The organism is Fibrobacter sp. UWB7 (assembly GCF_900142945.1).
GTDB lineage: Bacteria > Fibrobacterota > Fibrobacteria > Fibrobacterales > Fibrobacteraceae > Fibrobacter.
Map to the genome: position 1 here is coordinate 1099288 of NZ_FRCO01000001.1, position 20685 is coordinate 1119972.

The following is a 20685-nucleotide window of genomic DNA, read 5'->3' on the forward strand; positions in this document are numbered from 1 at the left end:
TTTAAATAAATTTAGGCATTTTTAAAAATATTATATAAAAATCTATCAATTTTAAGGATATAAACAAAATAAAACAACGAACGCTAGAAACAATGACTGATAAAAAAGAAGGCGGGGCGAACCCCGTCTTCCCTTTTCCTCCTCACCTTATTGCCTCTCCCAACAAAAATCGCCCATGTTACGTCGGAAGAATCAATTTTTGATGCAGCGGACAACAACCTCCGTGTTCGGAGCATAAAAAGGAACATTTCCATTTTCACCCCATTCTGGCACAAAGCCATCTGCGATATAATAGTACAGCGATGGTCCTCCTACAGGAATTTCCGCATCAGGAATCGAAGCAAACCTAGCCCCGTCATGGATGGTTCCAACATCAAGATTCCACTCCGGTCCATTCGATTCAACACGATTCCTCGTCCTCGGTTTCACAAAAGCAAAACCACTTCCTTCATCTTCAAGCGCAGCACCTAAGCTTTTAATATTTTCAGACAAGATATTCCAATCTTCCTTATTAGGAATCCTCCATCCATCTGGGCACACACCCTGATGATTTGCTGGCTTCGATGGAGTAACCAAACCAGACAAATCCATACGGCATTCCCTCCAATATCGTCTAGAGCAATACTCATAAACATTAGCAGCCGTATCAAGATACAAGCATTCACCCGTAGACGATTTTTGCGAACAATATTCATACGCAACGTCCGGACCCTCACGGAAATCTCCAGGATATTTATGATAGAATATTCCTTCAGTTTCATAAAATCTTTCAGGCAAGCAAGCTTCTTCAACAAGTACTTCTTTCAAAGAATCTACCGTATTTCCATCAACCTCCACAAAATCAAGCACAACAGACGTCATCGCCAAGGAAGCCCAATCCACGTTTACCGCAGCGCGCCACGTATAAAAGCGTCCAAACAATTCACATGACGGGTCTCCATTCCAGCATCTCGTATTCCCCGGCAAATTATTCGCAACACCATTGACGTTTGCAGAAACACTATCAACAAAATTGAGATTCTCAGCCATCCAAGTTTGCGTAACGTTACCCCAATTATACGTCACAGTCTTATAAGTTTTGCCATTTCGATCATCAACCATAGAACCCGTTGTATAATCGACTTTCTTTTTTCCCGGCACCCATTTACCCGAATGGCATACAATCGAAGCTCTATCAATACGGCTTGTATCGTTCTCTCGAGAGTCCGTGCATCGACCAATATCACGCAAACGCGCGTAATAGCCTATTTCGTACACAAGAGTTTTGACCGTATTCTCATAAGTCTTTTCCGCAGCAGAACCCAAAGTGGCAACCATAGCAGGAGAAACGCCATAATAATAATATTCAATATTATACGGCAAATCGTCTATAATTCCAGATTCCCAACGAACTATATCACCCATCATTTTTATTACATAAGACAATTCGCCCCTAACGCTCTTAGCATCTTCAAAGCTTCCTAAATCTTCATAGACACCATAATTTCCAAGAATTTCACTTTCTGCTTTTTTACTGGCATCATCAAAAGACATCCCCTCTGCGAAATATTTTTTCAACAGCGGAGTTTTCATATAAGTTAACGAATTAATGCTAATTTCACGATTTTTTCGTACATCGACAACAGCATTCAAAGGTACAGGATACATCGTGGAATCCAAAACCCCACAGCTAGAGGGCAAAGCCGCCGCCCAGGAGGAATCTTCAGCGATCAAAGCGTCATAATCACACGGAACATCACGAAATTCAGGATATGACGAAGACCCCCAAACACCACGTTCATGACAATCAAACGCAATGCAAGAATCTTGAATTCCAATTAACACATACGGGCTTGCCAAAGACGAATCCAGCAATTCAAACCGACCTTCATCATTATCAATTGTATCCGTAAAAGTACGCCCCGTTGGATCAAGCGTAAGCGGGTCCAATTCTTGAATAATCACGACCGTTCCTTTTGCAGCATTCAAATAACCGTCATTACTTTCGGGCACCGAATCATGCCCTTTCAAGTCCATCACTTTGGGAACCACATCGCCCACGCGACCCGCCAAGGCATAGACACCTTGTTCTTCCGTGTAGCCGCCGTCTTGCGCAAGCGGAGAAACGCTAGGTTCATCAGAACAAGCCGCAAACATAAAGGCCAGCAGCATAGCCATTTTGCAGGCAACCAGCCCGCTGAATTTAGAGTAATTCATGTTTCCTCCTAACCTTTTTTATTAATACTTTTGTTTGTCATCGGAAAGAGCTGCACATTTAAACGGTAGACTTCGTCCATACCGCTATCTTGCGTCGCAATCGTAATAATCCTCTTGCGAAATTCAGCTATTTCCTGAACAATTTTTTCGTAGGCTTCACGCGTGATACCGAGCGTAAGACCAGAGAAATGGCGTTCATCTTGAGCGACGCCCTCTATGGCATCCAAAGCAAACTCGCCCATCTGGCGGTGCATTTCACGAACCGCAATCGGAGTCACCTCCATCGGTCCCGTTGTCACGCCTCTTTCGGTCTGTTTGTAATTTCCGTCTTTATCTTTTTGGAGCAAGCCCGCCTTGACGAGAAAATTCAACGTTTCAGTCACTTCAGCGGCCGTAATTTCGGGGCGGCAGGCACGTGCAAGCGCAAGTGGCTTTGCACCGGGCATCGCAGGGGCAAGTTCACGGAGTACCGGATTTTTCCAGCTTTCAAAATAGCGGAATGAATCGCCTTCTATAATTTTAGCCTTGACAGAATCTGCAATTGAAAGCATTTTGCCAAAAGCATCTTTTTTCTCGGCGTCCGTTTTTGCGTTGTCAAACCTGACCATTTCGCAAAAGTAATCTTGTTCGTAGCCGGCAAGATGCATGGCCTGCGCCACGCGCAGCGCGGCCGCATCGCTCAAGTTGAGCTTGCCTTCGCTCGCATACTTCAGATGAACTGGCGAAGAGAATCCCGCCGCTCGCGTGAATTCCTGCCAAGTGAATGCGGATTTCGCCTTTTTGTCGGCATAGTAATCAGCAATATACTGACGATAACTAGTGTATTCTAGTATATCTTTCATTGTTTCCTCCTAACGTAAACAGCATCTCGACTTACAGGTCCGTGCCGTTTACAGAATCAAATATAAATCACAAATTTTAAAAAGTCAATAGTTTTATCATAAATTTTTAGTGTTTTTAGTAAAATTTAAGCAATTTTCATTATTCATTAAAAATTTTAGCATATATACATAATACAAATAAAGTTAATAATCCATAATTACAAAACCTTACTAGATCCTTCGACTTCGCTCAAGATGACAAAGCAAAACAAGAACGCCGATCCCGGCACAAGGCCGGGATGACAGCGCAAAAAAAAGAAAGGCGGGCCGATGCCCGTCTTCCCTTTTCCTCCTAACAAATAATTTTTATGCGATTTTAAATGGTTTAGTTTTTGATGCAGCGGACTGGCAGCCTTTCTGAGGACTCTGAAAATCCATATCCCTCCACTAGAGATAAATAGACGCTGTTTTTGACGTCCGTTTCTCCAATGTCTTCATCCGGATCTATCGCCAATCTTGTTGTATAAGAACCAACTTGTACCTTCAATCCAAAACCCACGGGATTTCCTAAATCCGCCATGTCAAACAGGTAAAACTGCACGGTGCCTTCGGGAACGGCATAATAATCTCGTACAGATGACAAGAGTGTCTCCCAATCGGTTGATTTAGGCACTCTCCATCCATCAGGACACACGTTATCCATCAAAGCTTCGTTCGAATAGTAGCAGCCTTCGACTATGCTCCATTTTTCATTACACGACGAACCTTCTTGTGCATCGAATCTCAGATTTTCTGCCATCCAAGTTTGCTGCGCTCCGCCCACATTAATCGTAACCGTCTTGTAAAGTCGTCCATCGCGCGCATCTGTCATCGTTCCTTCGGTATGTTCCTTTTCGACCATCGTTATCCGCCAGCTTCCTGAGCGGCAAACCAAGCCGTAATCTGCAATACAGGATTGATGATAATCTGGTTTAGGTGCGTTGAAAGTTTCTCCTTCGCGAGCTTGGTCGCAGCGTCCAATACCAAATACAACAGACAGCATATTTGCAAAATATTCTACCACACGTTGTTCTGTCCTGTAAAAACGAACTCCTTCTTCTCCAGTTTGTTCGAAGTATTCATACGGGGTAGCTAAGGTAAGTTGCACAAGGCTGATATTGGCGTTAACGATGTCCACGAAACCCGAATCCACAGATGCATCAATATTGTGGAACGAGCCATACTCGGCAATAGCGTCAAAAAGCATTTCGAGAGGTTCACCTCCAAATATCAAGCTTTCAGGATATATCCCTTTATGGTCATACGTAGGCAAGACAACGGATAACGCATAAATCAATGCCGTATATTCCATGGGGTCTTCGTTCATGATATTATCAGACAATCCATAGATGCCAAAAGCGTTCAAGATTTCTGTTCTAGCCTGTTGCTTTGCTTGTGAAAATCCAATTCCCGTTTTCACAAGATGCAGGGAGCGCAGGGCCTCCAGATGTGTCAATACGTTAATTTGTACTTTTCCCGTATCGCGTACATCGGCAAAGACGCTATAGGCGTATTCGGTTTCAGGAAAAGGCCTTTCTGCCGTAATAAGGATGTATGGACTTGTCAAGGTCACATTCTGGAACGAGAAGTCTCCGCTGTCATTCACGATGGTATCTTTAAGTACGACGCCTGTATTTGTGAATGATATTGAATCAAGTTCATAAAGGGTAATCACGGTTCCTATTTCAAGACCCCGCATGTCAATCTGTGGGAGTCCTCCGCCTTGGTTTGCCAAAGCTATTTTGGCCATCCCGGAAATCGTCAAGTTTTCCAGACTGGCATACACACCTTGTTCTTCGGCGGCTCCGCCATGGGCACCGTTTATCGGAGAACTGTCTTCGGAGCAACCCGAATATATCATAAGAAGAGCAAACGCCATCGTCAAGCAGAACGCCGCCCCGATAAAATCACGCACAAGCGTGTTACGATTCAAGTTTTTCATAGTTTCCTCCTAGTCCTTTTTGTTTAAACTTTTGTTTGTCATCGGGAAGAACTGCACGTTCAAGCGATAGACTTCGTCTGTCGCAGGTTTACGTGTCGCAATCGCGATGATGTCCTTGCGGAACTCGGCAATTCTCTGCACGATTTCTTCGTACGCTTCGCGGGTAATACCAAGCGTAAGGCCCGAAAAATGGCGTTCGTCCTGCGGCACGCTCTCGATAGCGTCGAGCGCGAACTCGCCCATCTGGCGGTGCATTCCGCGAACCGCTAGCGGTGTAACGTCCATCGGGCCGGTCGTTACGACTTTATCCGTTTGTGCGTAATTGCCGTCCTTGTCTTTTTTGAGCAAATCCGCCTTGACCAGAAAGTTCAGCGATTCGCTGACTTCGGCAGCAGAGATCTCCGGGCGGCAGGCATGAGCGAGCGCCAATGGCTTTGCGCCGGGCATGGCGGGAGCAAGTTCACGGAGCACCGGATTCTTCCAGTCTGCGAAAAAGCGGAACGATTCGCCTTCCAGGATTTTCGCCTTGTTCGCATCCGCAATCGAAATCATTTTGCTGAACGCCGCCCGCTTTTCATCATCGTTCTTCGCATGATCGAACTTGACCATTTCGACAAAGAACGCGCATTCGAAATCCGCAAGATGCATGGACTTCGCCGTGCGCACGGCAGCTTCTTCGCTCAAGTTGAAGCGGCCTTCGCTCACGTATTTAAGGTAGACCGGCGAAGAGAAACCCGCCGTTTTAGCGAACTCCTGCCAAGAAAACGCAGTCTTCGCCTTTCGATCGGCGTAGTAATCTGCGATATACTGGCGGTAGTCCGTATATTCAAGTATATCTTTCATTTTTCCTCCTAACAAACAATCTCTTTGTCGGATCGTTCGTTGTTAATCTAAATATAGCTCATAAATTTTCAAAAATCAATAGTTTTACAATATATTTTATTGATTTTTACAATAATTTTAAAGATTTTAAAAGTAATTAGAAAAATTATAGAATTTCACAATATGAAGAATATTGTAGAAATAACCTACTATATTTACTTCATGGACTTTTTCACGAAAATCAATATTCCGGCTGCCGGTTGGCAGATTGACTACAATTCTAGGCTCGCGTTTTTCGGGTCGTGTTTCGCTGACAATATTTCGGCGCAGTTTGCATCGCGGAAATTCAACGTTTTGGCAAATCCGTTCGGAACGGTTTACAACCCGCTCTCAGCGGCAATGCAGATCAAGGCTATTGCGAACGGGAAAATTTTTGGAGAAGCGGACGTTTTTCAGGATACGCGATTGGGCGTTTCGGAAAACGGCAATGAGATTCGCGGCCTCTGGCACTGCTGGGACACGCACGGTTCACTTTCCGCCGCAACTCGTGAAGAGTGTATCGCAAAATTGAACGAAACGACCGCTAATGCACGAGAGTTTTTGCAGAAAGCCGATACAGTGTTCATCACGCTCGGAACTGCGTTCGTGTACTTTTTGAGAGAAAACGGGGTTGCCGTTTCAAATTGCCATCGGCAAAATCCAAACCTGTTTATTCGCAAGATGATTTCCGTGGACCACGCAGCCGAAGCGTTGAAAAGCATTGTGCACGATTTGCTGAAAATAAAATGCGACAGGATCGGCGAGAATCGCGACCTTCACATAGTCTTTACGGTTTCACCGTTAAGGCATTTAAGCGACGGCGCTCATGAAAACACGCTTTCAAAAGCGACATTGCAGTTAGCGATAGAGAAGGTCATCAGAGAGATTGTCACGGAACCCGCGACGACTATCAGTTATTTTCCGAGTTACGAGATCGTGATGGACGAGCTGCGCGACTATCGTTTTTACGATGATGACATGATTCATTTGTCAAAGACGGCGGAAGGCTACATTTTCGAGCGCATGGCAGAAACGTATTGCAGCGAGAAAACGCGCGAAGACATCCGCAAGGTGGAAAAGTTCATGAAAATGGCGAACCATCGTATTGTCGATTCGCAGTCACCTGCTTCAAGAGAATTTGCGCAAAAACTCGCCGCGCAAGCCGCCGAACTCGAGAAAGAAATTACCGGGCTGAAACTCAATAATGAGAAATAACTGGATCCTGCTCCTACGAACCTAATTCAACTAAGGCTCTAAAGAGCCTAGTTTCATATATCGGGCTTACGCCCTCAGGATGACGAGATGAAAAGAAGGCGGGCCAAAGCCCGCCTTCCCTTTTCCTCCTTATTATTGATTATTCTTAATTCTTGATGCAACGGACAGAAGCTGAGCCATACGGTTCATAAGGATTCCCAATATCCGTATCATTCGAGTATTTTTCAAGCTTGTACACAAAAGCATGCTTACCAGAAGAAGCGCCATCAAGTCCGAATCCAGATCTATCATTATTAAATAGTTCCACAACAAACCAAGGATCATCAACAACTAGGAAGCTATTATAAAAAGAACCTCTCCTATAGCGTACCACATTAAAGAGATCATCATACGACAGCAAGACCGAGCTATTCAGGCCAAAACCGGTCGCCACTTCATCGTAAAGAACAGGTATTACATCACTATAATCAACGCCATACAGCCCTCCAAAATGACGAAGCAAAGAAGCCCAGTCATCCGATGTCGGAATCCTCCAGCCATCTGGACAAATTCCTTGATAAGAGTTTACTTCCGATTTCTCTACAATATCCGCAAAATTCGAGTACCAATTTCTATAATACGTGTCGCCATTCGAGGAGTCCACCACATCAAAAAACAAAGTATCGCAAGGATTTTCTTCCAGCCAAAACGCATCCACGCATTCTTTTGTCATAAGTGCCGTATCACCTTTTGCACTTACAGAATACACTTTCAAATCATCGAAATTTATTTTCATTGCGGCAAGCCACGGATACTCACGTCCATACAATTCGCAGTCCGGTTCACCCAAACTCTGCACACAAGACACACCATCAACATCCGTAAAATCAAGATTTTCAGCCATCCAAGTCTGCGTACCATCGCCCCAATTATATGTCACAGTCTTGTACTCTTTTCCGTCACGATTATCCACCATCGTTCCATTTGTATGTTCTATCGATTTAAATCCCATAGTCCATCTCCCAGAACGACACACAACATCAAAAAATGTTCCGTTCTCTCGGCCCTTTATCTTACCGACATCATTTTCACGAGATTCCGTACACTGTTCCAAGCCATTTAATTTAGCCGCATAACCAATTTCATAATCAATCATTTTCAAAGAATTCTTATAATACCGTTCCACCAACTTGCCCTTTCCAACAAAATTTTTAGGAGATGCATACAAGATGAATTTTTCTTCCCTTTCAATATAAAATCGAAGATTAAGATCATCATACCACATCAAAGCACTTACATAAGGCAGTTCTGATTTTTCCTCATTCAATGTTTCAAACGCGCCTAGATCCTCGTATATGCCGAAACCTTCAAGAATTTCGCGTTCTGCCATTCGGTTCGCTTCTTCAAAAGTTTTTCCATCCGCAATAAATTCTCGCAAAAGCGGAATTTTCGCGCTAGTCAATGAGTTCACACTTACACTTTGAGTTTTTCGCAAATCAATAACAGATTTAAATGTCCTGTATTTAACAGTGGTATCAAGTTTTGCATTCCCTAAGTCCACACGTACACTAACAGAATCATAAGGTTCTCGCTTCTCAATCAGCACATACGGACTATTTAGAGCTAGCGAGTCAAACGCAAAGCGTCCTTCATCATCAACTGAATCAACAAATGAGCGACCGGTTTCATCAAAAGTTAAAGAGTCCAATTCATAAACAGTAATAACAGATCCCTTAACCGCAAATACCGAACCCTCATACCTTGGGGATTCTTCTGTCGCCCCATCAGAACCGTCCATTTGCAACAACTTGGGGTAGATATCGCCTACTTGCCCTGCCAACGCATAAACGCCCGTTTCTTCGACGGTGCCACCGGCAACATTGTTTCCTGAATCCGTTTCGGAGCACGCTGCAAACATAAAGGCGAGCAGCATCGCCATTTTGCAGACAAACTGTCCGCTAAATTTTGAGTAATTCATGATTCCTCCAACTCTATTTTTTTAATTCTTGTTTTTGCGTCAGCGGGAAAAGCTGCATGTTCAGGCGATAGACTTCGTCTGTAGCGGCGTTTTTCCGAGCAATGGCGATAACTTTTTTACGGCAATCGGCAATTTCTTGCACGATTTCATCGTATCCTTCTTTAGTGATGCCGAACGTGACACCCGAGAAATTTCGCTTGTCCTGAGCAACGCCTTCAATCGCCTCAAGCGCAAGCTCGCCCATTTGACGGTGCATCGTGCGGACAGCCAGCGGCGTTACCCCCATGGGGCCCGTCGTCAAGGATTTTTCCGTTTGTACGTAATTGCCTTCGCCATCTTTTTTCAGGAATCCGCCTTTGACGAGGAAGTTCAGCACATCGCTGACTTCGGCGGCGGTAATTTCTGGGCGGCAGGCATGTGCAATCGCGAGCGGTTTTGCGCCAGGCATAGACGGTGCAAGTTCACGTATGACCGGATTTTTCCAGCTTTCGAAAAAGCGGAACGCATCGCCTTCCAAGATTTTAGCCTTGTGGGAGTCTGCAATTGCAAGCATTTTGTTGAATGCAGACTTCTTCTCGGCATCCGTTTTGGCGTGGTCGAACTTGACCATTTCGGTGAAATATTCGCGTTCGTAATCGACCAAGCGCATAGCACCTGCCACGCGGGCGGTCGCCGAATCGCTCAAGTTAAAGCGGCCTTCGCTCACGTATTTCAGATAAACACGCGAAGAAAAACCAGCTTCGGTAGCGAACGTCTGCCAGGTAAACGCAGAACTCGCCTTTTTATCGGCGTAATAGTCCGCAATATACTGGCGATAGCTCGTATATTCTAGTATTTCTTTCATTTTTCCTCCTTACGACAATCCCTAAATTTTTTCAGGGTCCGTAAAAACAAACGAATTGCGGCTCTTTTGTCCGTTTCGTTCTTGAAATCAAATATACAACATAAATTTTAAAACTGCAATAGATTTACAACACAAAATATTGATTTTTGCAAAGTTTTAAAAGATTTTAGAAAATATTATAAAATTTTAAGCATTTTTCACAACACAAATGTATTGTAGATTTTTTATTCCAATAGGGAATGGTGATCCCAGCACAAGGCCGGGATGACAATGAAAAGGAAATGCGCGGGCGTTGCGCCCGCAGCGATATTTTACTGCTGTTGGGATTGCGATTCGCGCATGCGACGGCGAGCGCGGGAACCCGGGCGGTTGCGGCGATGACGGCGACCGCCGTTCTGCGGATTCGGGGTGTTATCGGCCGGAGCGTTTTGTTCGGGATTGCGCGGCGCATTGTTACGCTGCGGATTTTCGGCATTTGCATTACGGGCATTCTCGCGATTTTCATTGCGGTTGTCCTTGCGACCGCGAGGACCGCGATTATCCTTATGCGAACCTTGTTTATTGCGAGTTTCCGCAGCGCGGGCCTGAGCTTCTTCGCGGGACATACGACCACGAGAATTACGCATCATGCTTTCGGCAGTTTCTTTTTGCGGAGGCGGGAGCTTCTCGAAAATGCTCCGGTCGCCTTCCGGGATTTTCACACGAGTAAGCTTTTCAATCCCGCGCAAATCGGATTCTTCGTCCGGAGAGCAGAACGAAATGGCAACGCCTTCCTTCCCTGCACGGGCCGTACGGCCAATGCGATGCACGAACGTTTCATGTTCATTCGGCAAGTCGTAATTGAACACATGGCTCACATCATCCACGTCAATGCCACGTGCTGCAATATCCGTTGCCACAAGTACTCGAATTTGTTCGCACTTGAAATTCCCGAGAGCTTCCTGGCGGCGGTTCTGGCTCTTGTTCCCATGAATAGCGGCACACTTGATACCCGCCTTTTCGAGCACACGCACAATTTTATCTGCACCATGCTTTGTACGGCAGAACACTAGCACCTTTTTCATTTCAGGGTGTTCTGCCAAGAGTTCCTTGAGGAGAGCCCCCTTGCGGCGCTTGTCAATGCGATAAAGTTCCTGACGAATGCGTTCAATCGGAGTGCTCTGCGGCGCGACTTCAACTCGCACCGGATTCGGGCGCAAAATCGTCGCTGCAAGTTTCGAAATTTCTTCCGGCATCGTAGCGCTAAAGAACAAATTCTGTCGGTCTTGCGGGAGCATCGCTACAACCTTGCGGATATCATGGATAAAGCCCATATCGAGCATGCGGTCAGCTTCGTCGAGCACAAAGAATTCAAGCTTCTTGAGAGACACCGCCTTTTGCCCAATTAAATCCAACAAACGTCCCGGAGTCGCGACAAGCACATCGACACCGCGAATAAGTTTTTGCTTTTGCGGATTGTCGTTCACGCCACCAAAAATACACGCCGTTGAAATTGCCGTGAACTGCGCATATTCCTTGAAGCAGTCTTCCACTTGGATGGCAAGCTCACGTGTCGGCAACAAAATCAATGCACGGCAAGTTTTGGGAGAACGGAACTTCCCGGAATCCAAAAGTCGCTGCAAAATCGGGAGTGCAAATGCGGCCGTCTTACCAGTCCCCGTCTGAGCAATTCCCAAGAGATCCTTGCCTTCGAGAAGGCTCGGGATGGAACGTTCTTGAATCGGGGTCGGGGTTTCGTAACCAACAGCGCGGACAGCCCGCTGCAACGGATTTGCCAAAGGAAGTTCTTCAAATTTCATACTGCGCAAAGATAGAAAAAGAGAGGCTCACGCCTCTCGAAAAGTTAACGCTTACGGCGATTCTTTTCAGCATGAGCGGCATAGAACGCTTCTTTATCCTCGTACATGCGCTCATCAACAGCGTTAATAAAGGCATCCGCACTTTCGTTCTTCATGTCGAACTTGTGGAATCCAACAGAAATAAAAAGTTTGTAGGGTTTGTCAGTTTCTTTATTGAATTTATCAAAAGAGTGGCGGATTCGAGCAAGGCAATTTTCTATTGCAACGTCATCTTGCGTATTCAACAAAATAATAAATTCATCGCCCGCATAGCGAACAGCACTACCTGCGTTGCCCACTGCAGATTTCAGAATTCGGGCTGTAATCACCAACGCATCGTCACCCACCGCATGGCCTAATTCATCGTTGATACGCTTGAACCCATTCAAGTCAATCATGATACCCGTAATGTTCAACTTCGTCCGGTCCGTAAGTTTGTCCAACAGGTAATTCAAATAGGAACGGTTAAAAAGACCTGTCAGTTGGTCATGGTAAATCATCTCGTTCTGGAGGCTCGCAAGCACGCCCGCAATCGAGATGGCGATACTCGTCGGAATCACAGAAATGCCGTAGTAAAGTGACTGCACCATACCACCGATAAGGATCGGCGCAATATAAACCCAAATCGGGAAAAACTTGAGAATGCCGCCTTTCGCTCGCGCCTTAAGATACACCACAATGCTATAGACAACAAACAGGTAATCCACCACCAAAAAGAAGGCGTACAGATTAGTTCTCGAATAAAGGTTGTTCTCGTCGATAGAAAATACAATCGGCGTAAAGATATTTATCAAGAGCAAAGTAATGCCAACGGCAACAATTGAGTCGAGCACAATTCTAGAACGGCGCGGGATTCCACCATTCAAATGGAACGAAAGGAATCGCACCCAGAAAAAGCTTGCAAGCATATTCGCCGCAAAAAGCCACGTACTCGTCGCATAAACGGCAATCTTTGGAACAAGGCCGGGCACGCCCTTCATCGAATAAGAAATCGGGTCGGCTATGCAGCTCGTGAGAGCAAGGAACATCATCAATAGCAAATTCTGGTCCGCACGGCTGCGCGTCTGGAAACGCCATAAATTACAAACAATCATGACAGCAATCAGAACTATCCCGATTACGTTTGTAACATAAATGCTTTCTAGATTAAATAACGGCTCCATATTTCCAACCTGTTTCCTAATTATACATTATAATTAGGCAATCTTGGCAATAAGGGTTCCGCAGAAAAACGCTTTTTGCAACAAAAAAAAAAAGAAGTTTCAATAAATTATTTAGGACTTTTCTGGCGTCCAAAACTCCCGATAGGGTATTTCACCACCAAAGTTGCCGCCTTGTTGCCGAGGAACTGGATAACCTCCACCATCGCAATGATGATAACGACCGATTCGATCATTACGTCAGTACGGAAACGCTGGTAGCCATAACGGATGGCTAGATCACCAAGACCTCCCCCGCCGATTGCCCCCGCCATCGCCGAATAGCCAATCAGCGTAATTATAGTCAAAGTAACACCAGAAATAATCGATGGAAGCGCTTCGGGAATCAACACTTTTCGCACCACCTGACGTTTGGATGCGCCCATGGCAACAGCCGCCTGGATTACGCCCTTGTCCACCTCGTTCAACGCCGTTTCGGTCAAGCGCGCAATAAAAGGAGCCGCCGCAATGGATAGCGGAATAATCGTTGCCTCAGTTCCAATCGCCGTACCCAACACCACACGGGAAAGCGGGAACAGCACAATCATCAAAATCACGAACGGGAACGAACGCAGCACATTCACGATACGGCTAATTAATTGATACGGAATAATTTTGGGAGCGATACCGCGCGGGGATGTGACAAATAAGAAAATTCCAAGAGGAAATCCGAGAAGAATCGCGAACAACGTCGAAAAGAAAACCATGACGACAGTTTCCCAAGTTGATTGCAAAACCAGTTCTGTTATAGGACTCATCTTTTGTTCACCTCGTAACCTTGAGCCTGCAAATAAGCGATAGCGGAATCCACTGTGATTTCTTCGCGACGGATGTTCGACAAAAATTCACGAGTGATTTCGTGCCTGGGCGAACGGAAAACATCCGACACCGCACCCGTCTCGATAACGTAACCTTTGTCTACAACAGCGACATATTGGCAAGCATCGCGCACCACTTCCATCTGGTGCGTAATCATCACCACTGTGAGATTCATTCCTGCGTGGATTTTCTTAATCAAGTCCAGAATTTCGTGAGTCGTCTGCGGGTCGAGCGCACTCGTCGCTTCGTCGCAAAAAAGAATGTTCGGCCGCGGCGCCAAGGCACGTGCAATCGCCACGCGCTGTTTTTGACCGCCCGAAAGTGTTGTAATCGGCGACTTCTCGCGGTCTTCAAGGCCCACAAGCGCAAGCATCTCTTTGACGCGAGCGTCGATATCGCGGCGGTTCCAACCTGCAAGTTCCAGCGGGAACGCCACATTCTTGCCTGCCGTGCGAGAACTGAACAAATTAAAATTCTGGAAAATCATTCCGATTTCGAGCCTACGGCGGTTCAGCTCTTTTTTGGGCAAATGGTCCACACGAACGCCATCGTAATAGACCTCGCCCCTATCGGGAGTTTCTAACAAACTCGCAAGCCGCAACAGCGAAGATTTGCCAGCCCCGCTCTTGCCGATAATGCCGATGATGGAATTATCAGGAAAATCAAGGGAAACATCCTTGACTGCCGTGACGCTTGCGCGTTTTGTCGTGTATGTTTTATTGAGATGTTCGAGCCTAAGCTGCATTGACGCAATCTAAAAAACGGGAACCACTTCGCCCTTGGTGTACTTGCCCTTAATCCAATTCTTGACCTTTTCGCTCTTGAGGGCGTTCACCAAGGCCTGAATCTTTGCAGACTTCTCGTTACCCGCCTTGACCGCAATAACATTCACGTAAGGCGAACTCGCATTTTCAACAAACAAACCATGAGACGATGCATTAAGACCTGCCGGAATCGCATAGTTGCCGTTGATGGCTGCCGCATCCACATCCTGCAAAATGCGCGGGAGCGAAGCAGCCTCCAGTTCCTTGAACTTCAGCTTTTTCGGATTCTCGGTAATATCAATGGGAGTTGCAGTGATGCCAGACTTTGGATCAAGCTTAATAAGGCCAGCAGCCTGCAACAAAAGCAAGGCGCGCCCTTCGTTGGTCGGGTCGTTCGGAATCGCAATCGTTGCACCTTTCTTCAAATCCGCAAGCGATTTGACCTTTTTCTTGGAATTCTTCGACGGATAAAGTGCGAAAGGTTCCACATGAATGCCGCCCGCATTCACAAGATGCGTTCCCTTTTCTTTATTGAAACTTTCGAGGTAAGGCAAATGCTGGAAGTAATTGGCATCTAATTCGCCAGATTCCAGCGTCTCGTTCGGAGTCACGTAATCTGTGAACTCAACAACCTTGAGTTCATAACCCGCCTTGGCAAGGTCATCCTTAACCAAGTTCAAGATGGAAGCATGCGGCTCCGGAGTCGCACCAACCTTGATGACTTCGGCAGAAAACGCAGCAATAGCGGCAAAAGTAACAGACAAAATAATCTTACTGATATTCATTTTTACTCTCCTATTTTTTTCGCACAAAAGATAGGATTAGCAAGAGTTATCAGCAAGATATATTTAACTATAGCGTTTTATAGGATTTTTCTATACGTATTTTGTGCAAAACGCTTTACGCTTGTTTCCAATGCTTTAGTTGCGAGAGGTGTTTGTCGAAAAAGGCGCGGCGTTCTGCGTCGGGAGTATTGTCGGGATTGGGCATGTGCGAAAGCAGAAAATCGAGGAGGACCGACTTGTCGTTGTAAACAAACTTACCATCGGTATAACACCACTTGCAATAATCTTCGTTGAATTCGCCGCTGGGTTCACGGCTGATCATGGAATCTTCGCTAAGAGGCATTCCGCAGCATTGGCAGAAGAGTTGGCGCGGAGCGCCGAGCAACGTGTTGATGGACACGTCGAATTCACGGGAGATGACTTTGAGCATTTCGGTATTCGGCTGGGTTTCGCCAGTTTCCCAGCGGCTCACAGCTTGGCGCGTTACATGCAAGCGTTCGGCCATCTGGTCCTGGGTCAGGTTTTGATTCGAGCGCAACTTAAGCAAAACTTCTCGTACTTCCATAATATTCTCCTTTTGCAAATAAAATATTTTTAATCGTTTATCATTTCTTTTGACGAGTATAATATAGAACCAAGCTATAGCAAAAGCAAGCAACAGGCTGTTGCTTTTTTACGAGAGACGCGCAACCGAGAAGCGCGCGGCCCCCGGTCCACAAACAAAAAAAAAGGCGCCACGCATAAATGCGAGGAACACCTCTTATAGGAGGAGATTCCCGCTCGGAGGCGGGAATGATATTATGCACCGAGCTTTGCTCTAATCCAGTTGTTAGCGTTAGCGATAGCTTCGGCAATCTTTTCCGGTTCGCGGGTACCAGCCTGAGCACGGTCCGGACGGCCACCGCCCTTACCGTTGCAAGCCTTGGCGAGATCTTTGACGATGTCGCCAGCCTTGATGCCCTTGGCCTGAACGTTCTTGCCAACCATCACGGCGATGCTACCAGAACCGTTGTCCTTGTTTGCAATCACAGCAACGCTATCGACGTCAAGCTTGTTCTGAACGCCGTCGAGCAAGTTCTTGTACTTTTCATCCGGCAAGGAGAGTTCGCGAACGTAGAGGTTCACGCCCATCACGTTGATGCCACCGTTCAAGAGTTCGGCAGCAGCGAGCGTTGCGAGTTCGAGCTTCACGGACTGGAGGCTCTTTTCGAGGTTCTGCGTCTTGGCAAACGTCTGCTGGATGCGGTCGAGAACTTCGGCATCCTTGCAGCGGAGCTGTTCACGGAGAGCGTTGAGGATCTGCGTACCAGCGCGGAGGAGGCTCAAGGCGCCACGGCCAGAAACGGCTTCGATACGGCGCACGCCAGCGGACACGCTAGATTCAGAAACGATCTTCACCATGCCGATATTACCGGTGTTCTGCACATGCAAGCCACCGCAAAGTTCGCGGGAGAATTCGACGCCAGCGTCACCCATCTTCACGACGCGGACCTTGTCGCCATACTTTTCGCCGAACAGAGCCATAGCACCGCTAGCCTTAGCTTCATCGACGTCCATCACGTCGGTGTGGACCGGCAAGCATTCCATGATCTTGGCGTTCACGATGTCTTCGACCTTCTGGATTTCTTCAGCGGTCATGGCGTTGAAGTGGCTGAAGTCAAAGCGGAGGAGTTCGTTCGAAACGAAGCTACCCTGCTGCTGCACGTGGGTGCCAAGCACTTCACGGAGAGCGGCCTGGAGCAAGTGCGTTGCGGAGTGGTTCTTGCGGATGTCAGCGCGACGATCGTTATCGACGGTTGCCATGAACACGGCGCCCATCGTTTTTTCGTTAGCTTCGCCCTTCACGACCTTACCACGGCAGAGAGCGGTATCGTTCACCTTCACGGTGTCAAACACCTGGATTTCGAGGTCGGCAGAAACGAGCGTTCCCTTGTCACCAACCTGGCCACCCATTTCGGCATAGAACGGAGAGGTTTCGAGGACGATAGAGAGCACGCCCTTGTCTTCGCGCCAGCGGACAACCTTCGTTTCGCAAGCGGAGAGTTCATAACCGACAAAGTTTGTGCTAGCTTCGCTGTACTGCGTCCAGCCTTCGGTACCCATCGTGTTGATGCCCTGCTTCATGTTAGCGCGGGCGCGTTCCTTCTGTTCATTCATGCACTTTTCGTAGCCTTCTTCATCGATGAGGAGGCCCTTTTCTTCGGCGAGAATGCCAGTGAGGTCCGGCGGGAATCCATAAGTATCATAGAGGAGGAACACCTTGTCGCCCGGAATCTTGTCGCCCTTCTTGAGTTCGGCAGAGATAGCGGCGAAGCGTTCGAGACCAGCGTCAAGCGTACGGATAAAGCTTTCTTCTTCGCTCTTGATCACGCTAGCAACAAATTCCTTGCGTTCGCGAATTTCCGGGAAGGCATCGCCCATCGTATCGGCGAGAACCTGAACGAGCTGGCAAATGAACGGCTTCTTCTGACCAAGCAAGCGAGCAAAGCGGCTAGCACGGCGGAGAATGCGGCGGAGCACGTAACCACGGCCTTCGTTAGACGGGAGAGCGCCATCGGCAATTGCAAACGAAATAGCGCGGATGTGGTCGGCAATCACGCGGTGCGGGGTGCCGGCTTCGCCATCGTTGTACGGAACGCCAGAGAGTTCAGCAATCTTTGCGATAATCGGAGTGAACACGTCAGTATCGTAGTTGCTGGTCTTGCCCTGGAGAATAGCGCAGATACGTTCGAAGCCCATACCGGTATCGACGTTCTTGGCCTTCAGCGGAATCAAGGAGCCGTCGCTCACGCGTTCGTACTGCATGAACACGTTATTCCAAATTTCGATGTAGCGGTCGTTTTCGCCGTTCACGCCCTTAATCGGGTCCTTGAACGTTTCGGCCTGCGTAGCGAGGTCGCCGCGGTCGTAATGGATTTCGGAGCAAGGACCACACGGACCGGTGTCGCCCATTTCCCAGAAGTTGGAGTGAGCGTCAAAGCGCATGATGCGGTCATCCGGAAGACCGGACACGTCCTTCCAAATCTGCCATGCTTCGTCATCGTCCTGATAAACGGTCGCAAAGAGGCGTTCCTTCGGGAGCTTCCAAACTTCAGTGAGGAGTTCCCATGCCCAGGAAATAGCATCCTTCTTATAATAGTCACCGAAGCTCCAGTTACCGAGCATTTCGAAGAAGGTGTGGTGGTAGTTGTCGCGGCCCACGACGTCGAGGTCGTTGTGCTTACCAGACACGCGGAGGCACTTCTGGCTGTTGCATGCGCGCTTCCAGCCCTTCGGATTGTCGCCAAGGAAGATGGCCTTGAACTGGTTCATGCCCGCGTTCGTGAACATGAGCGTCGGGTCGTCATGCGGAACCACCGGCGAAGAACGCACGAAGAGGTGGCCCTTGGATTCGAAGAACTTGATAAAGGATTCGCGCACTTGCGCAGAAGTCATTTTTTCGGACATAGCTATTCCTTTGATTTTTTACGAGCCCAAATTTAGCAAAAGGCGAACGCAGCGGCAAAACAATTTATTGTTTTGACATTGCTGAGCCGAGCTAAATGAGCTCCGAAGGAGCTCAAAGTAGAAAAAAAGAAACGCCCGCTCAATGGCGGGCATGACAAAGCTCCAATAACTAATAGCTAATGACCAATGACTAACGACTATTGACCAACTACTAGTACAGTTTTTTCATATCGGTGAGTTGACCTTCTTTTTCGTGGAAGAGCGTAAGCGACCCACCCTGAATCTTCTGGAAAATCTTGGTGAGTTTTGCAACGGCAGCAGCCTCGTCAAAGCCGATTTCATTGTAAGCCGTTTCTCCAATCACGATGCCCACGTTCATCATGTCCGGGGCCTTGCGGCGCAAGTAATTCAAGAATTCCTCGTCGCTATTGAGCACATCTGTCGGCGTGAGCTTTTCAAATTCCGACGGGTCGCGCGTACTCGCGTGCAGCGGGTACATGTCATCAGCCACAATCTGCCTAGAGTTCAAATAGAACACGTTTCCAACATACAAACTAATAGAGTCATTCAATACCTGACGAACTTCAATCAGCACGTCCCTAGTAATCGAAGCTTCTTGGATATCGAGTTTGGAAGGGGCGCAAGCCATAAAAGCAAGCGAAATTGCGGCAATAGCCGTAAGGAAAAATTTTTTCATGATTACCTCTTTTTAAACCAATATACAATCATTTACATTCCAAGAAAAGCAAAAAATGTTTTATAAAAAAAGCCTCCCGGATTGCTCCAGGAGGCTTGCTTCTATACACCAAACTTGTTAGTTAGCTTCGTAGTCCATGATGAGACGGCAAACACCGTTTTCAACAATGACGTTGTCCGGGCGGAGGTTCACGCGTTCCATTTCCCAGTTGCCACGGTCCCAATGCTTCGGATCAAGATCTTCGCCATCGAAGTCATCCTGCCAGAGCACCGTAAAGCCCTTAGTGGCTTCATCGTAAGAGTACACGCGGACATAGTCGATCTGCTGTTCAATCGGGAGACCGATACCGCCATCCCACTTGCCCGTCCATGCGGCGCTCTTGGAAGCCCAGAGGTTGAAGCGGAGGGACTGTTCTTCAGTCAGGAACTTGACCTGGTCAGCATCGGCGTGAGTACCACGGCTGAGACCAATCTCATCACGACGAACTTCGACGCTGTCGATTTCCCAAGAAACGTATTCCGGAGTCCAGACGATAGCGTAGAGGTGGAAGTCCTGCGTGGCATCAAAACCAAATTCATGAAGCGGCTTGCTTTCGGAAGCGGTATTAGCCTTGATAGACGGATCGCCTTCACGTGTAATGATGTTGGACTGCCATGCGTCTGGAGCCTTGCCCAAAACTTCGATATCGATTTCGTTCCAAGGCTTTTCACCCTTTTCCCAGGAGTCATCATAATAGACGAACATGGAGCTCACCGTGCCAGAGATAGCAGCCATCTTCATGCGGGCTTCGAAACGGCCATACTTGAACTGGTCACGACCCGTAAGTTCTGCACCATAGAAGGAGTACGACTTAGTCGGATCAATAGCGGTCAGCGGCGGAACACTGTAGGTAAACTGAGCAGCGCCATTCGAGCTGGAAGAAACTGCCGGGAGAGCATCCACAGAGCTGGAGGATACGCCAAGAACATCGACAGAGCTAGAAGAAACTCCTGCAACCGGAGCAACAGAGCTGGAAGATTCACCAACCGGAAGGAGAGCTTCGGAGCTGGAGGATGAACCCGCAGTCGGATTAGAAGCAACCGGGTAGGTGGGGGCGTTGGTATCAGAGCAAGCGGCGAAGAATGCCATTGCAACCATCGGGATAAGAATCTTTTTCATTGTTGACCTCATAATTTCTTTAACTATAAGATAGCTTCTAAAACGGCAGAGCGTACGACTAGCGACAGGAAATTTAAAATCATCTGTATCAACCGTATTTTAC

General features: G+C 47.3%; 16 protein-coding genes. 1 reads left to right on the forward strand and 15 read right to left on the reverse strand.

Translation table 11 applies throughout. The features are described 5' to 3' along the window. Positions 1-192: 192 nt before the first annotated feature. The 4 genes from BUC30_RS04550 to BUC30_RS04565 all read right to left on the reverse strand — a co-directional run bounded on the left by BUC30_RS04550 (position 193) and on the right by BUC30_RS04565 (position 5841). A complete protein-coding gene (locus BUC30_RS04550) occupies positions 193-2196 on the reverse strand; it encodes an FISUMP domain-containing protein (RefSeq protein WP_073423725.1) in 2004 nt (667 codons plus the stop codon). Between the two features lie 8 nt (positions 2197-2204). After that, positions 2205-3038 carry a TIGR02147 family protein gene (locus BUC30_RS04555; RefSeq protein WP_073423726.1) on the reverse strand — a complete coding sequence of 278 codons (834 nt, stop codon included), beginning with the start codon at positions 3036-3038 and terminating at the stop codon, positions 2205-2207. Between the two features lie 364 nt (positions 3039-3402). Beyond that, on the reverse strand, positions 3403-4998 hold the full coding sequence (locus BUC30_RS04560) for an FISUMP domain-containing protein (RefSeq protein ID WP_073423727.1): 1596 nt from the start codon (positions 4996-4998) through the stop codon (positions 3403-3405). A gap of 9 nt (positions 4999-5007) precedes the next feature. After that, positions 5008-5841, reverse strand: coding sequence for a TIGR02147 family protein (locus BUC30_RS04565; RefSeq protein WP_073423728.1), 834 nt, complete (start codon positions 5839-5841; stop codon positions 5008-5010). A 162-nt stretch (positions 5842-6003) separates the two neighbouring features. On the opposite strand from BUC30_RS04565, the gene BUC30_RS04570 reads away from it, so the two are divergent. Continuing rightward, complete coding sequence (locus BUC30_RS04570; RefSeq protein ID WP_244536480.1) at positions 6004-7074, forward strand: GSCFA domain-containing protein; 1071 nt, start codon at positions 6004-6006, stop codon at positions 7072-7074. Between the two features lie 145 nt (positions 7075-7219). Here the strand turns inward: BUC30_RS04570 and BUC30_RS04575 are convergent, their stop codons facing one another. The 11 genes from BUC30_RS04575 to BUC30_RS04625 all read right to left on the reverse strand — a co-directional run bounded on the left by BUC30_RS04575 (position 7220) and on the right by BUC30_RS04625 (position 20582). Continuing rightward, positions 7220-9031 (reverse strand): FISUMP domain-containing protein, encoded by a 1812-nt coding sequence (locus BUC30_RS04575; RefSeq protein ID WP_073423730.1) that lies wholly within the window; start codon positions 9029-9031, stop codon positions 7220-7222. A 13-nt stretch (positions 9032-9044) separates the two neighbouring features. Continuing rightward, positions 9045-9875, reverse strand: a complete 831-nt coding sequence (locus tag BUC30_RS04580; protein ID WP_073423731.1) for a TIGR02147 family protein — start codon at positions 9873-9875, stop codon at positions 9045-9047. 311 nt (positions 9876-10186) lie between these two features. Further along, positions 10187-11674: a DEAD/DEAH box helicase gene (locus BUC30_RS04585; protein WP_073423732.1), complete on the reverse strand. Its 1488-nt coding sequence runs from the start codon at positions 11672-11674 to the stop codon at positions 10187-10189. Positions 11675-11718: 44 nt separating this feature from the next. After that, the gene (locus tag BUC30_RS04590) at positions 11719-12876 is read right to left on the reverse strand and encodes a GGDEF domain-containing protein (protein ID WP_073423733.1); all 1158 of its coding nucleotides are present in this window, start codon (positions 12874-12876) and stop codon (positions 11719-11721) included. 107 nt (positions 12877-12983) lie between these two features. Beyond that, on the reverse strand, positions 12984-13670 hold the full coding sequence (locus tag BUC30_RS04595) for a methionine ABC transporter permease (protein ID WP_073423734.1): 687 nt from the start codon (positions 13668-13670) through the stop codon (positions 12984-12986). After that, entirely contained in the window at positions 13667-14476 is an 810-nt protein-coding gene (locus BUC30_RS04600; protein ID WP_014545774.1) for a methionine ABC transporter ATP-binding protein, read from the reverse strand. Before BUC30_RS04600 ends, BUC30_RS04595 begins: the two co-directional genes overlap by 4 nt. Positions 14477-14485: 9 nt before the next feature. After that, complete coding sequence (locus tag BUC30_RS04605) at positions 14486-15280, reverse strand: MetQ/NlpA family ABC transporter substrate-binding protein (protein WP_073423735.1); 795 nt, start codon at positions 15278-15280, stop codon at positions 14486-14488. 115 nt (positions 15281-15395) lie between these two features. Further along, on the reverse strand, positions 15396-15845 hold the full coding sequence (locus BUC30_RS04610; RefSeq protein WP_073423736.1) for a zinc ribbon domain-containing protein: 450 nt from the start codon (positions 15843-15845) through the stop codon (positions 15396-15398). Positions 15846-16078: 233 nt separating this feature from the next. Beyond that, positions 16079-18727, reverse strand: coding sequence for an alanine--tRNA ligase (gene alaS, locus BUC30_RS04615; protein WP_073423737.1), 2649 nt, complete (start codon positions 18725-18727; stop codon positions 16079-16081). A 211-nt stretch (positions 18728-18938) separates the two neighbouring features. Further along, entirely contained in the window at positions 18939-19424 is a 486-nt protein-coding gene (locus BUC30_RS04620; RefSeq protein WP_073423738.1) for a hypothetical protein, read from the reverse strand. A 117-nt stretch (positions 19425-19541) separates the two neighbouring features. Next, positions 19542-20582 (reverse strand): family 16 glycosylhydrolase, encoded by a 1041-nt coding sequence (locus BUC30_RS04625; protein ID WP_073423739.1) that lies wholly within the window; start codon positions 20580-20582, stop codon positions 19542-19544. Positions 20583-20685: the final 103 nt, after the last annotated feature.

Coding starts and splice junctions, on each gene's coding strand:
- BUC30_RS04605 (WP_073423735.1), bottom strand. CDS start 15,280: ATGAATATCAGTAAGATTATTTTGTCTGTTACTTTTGCCGCTATTGCT.
- BUC30_RS04620 (WP_073423738.1), bottom strand. CDS start 19,424: ATGAAAAAATTTTTCCTTACGGCTATTGCCGCAATTTCGCTTGCTTTT.
- BUC30_RS04560 (WP_073423727.1), bottom strand. CDS start 4,998: ATGAAAAACTTGAATCGTAACACGCTTGTGCGTGATTTTATCGGGGCG.
- BUC30_RS04575 (WP_073423730.1), bottom strand. CDS start 9,031: ATGAATTACTCAAAATTTAGCGGACAGTTTGTCTGCAAAATGGCGATG.
- BUC30_RS04585 (WP_073423732.1), bottom strand. CDS start 11,674: ATGAAATTTGAAGAACTTCCTTTGGCAAATCCGTTGCAGCGGGCTGTC.
- BUC30_RS04550 (WP_073423725.1), bottom strand. CDS start 2,196: ATGAATTACTCTAAATTCAGCGGGCTGGTTGCCTGCAAAATGGCTATG.
- BUC30_RS04625 (WP_073423739.1), bottom strand. CDS start 20,582: ATGAAAAAGATTCTTATCCCGATGGTTGCAATGGCATTCTTCGCCGCT.
- alaS (WP_073423737.1), bottom strand. CDS start 18,727: ATGTCCGAAAAAATGACTTCTGCGCAAGTGCGCGAATCCTTTATCAAG.
- BUC30_RS04590 (WP_073423733.1), bottom strand. CDS start 12,876: ATGGAGCCGTTATTTAATCTAGAAAGCATTTATGTTACAAACGTAATC.
- BUC30_RS04595 (WP_073423734.1), bottom strand. CDS start 13,670: ATGAGTCCTATAACAGAACTGGTTTTGCAATCAACTTGGGAAACTGTC.
- BUC30_RS04555 (WP_073423726.1), bottom strand. CDS start 3,038: ATGAAAGATATACTAGAATACACTAGTTATCGTCAGTATATTGCTGAT.
- BUC30_RS04570 (WP_244536480.1), top strand. CDS start 6,004: ATGAAGAATATTGTAGAAATAACCTACTATATTTACTTCATGGACTTT.
- BUC30_RS04580 (WP_073423731.1), bottom strand. CDS start 9,875: ATGAAAGAAATACTAGAATATACGAGCTATCGCCAGTATATTGCGGAC.
- BUC30_RS04600 (WP_014545774.1), bottom strand. CDS start 14,476: ATGCAGCTTAGGCTCGAACATCTCAATAAAACATACACGACAAAACGC.
- BUC30_RS04610 (WP_073423736.1), bottom strand. CDS start 15,845: ATGGAAGTACGAGAAGTTTTGCTTAAGTTGCGCTCGAATCAAAACCTG.
- BUC30_RS04565 (WP_073423728.1), bottom strand. CDS start 5,841: ATGAAAGATATACTTGAATATACGGACTACCGCCAGTATATCGCAGAT.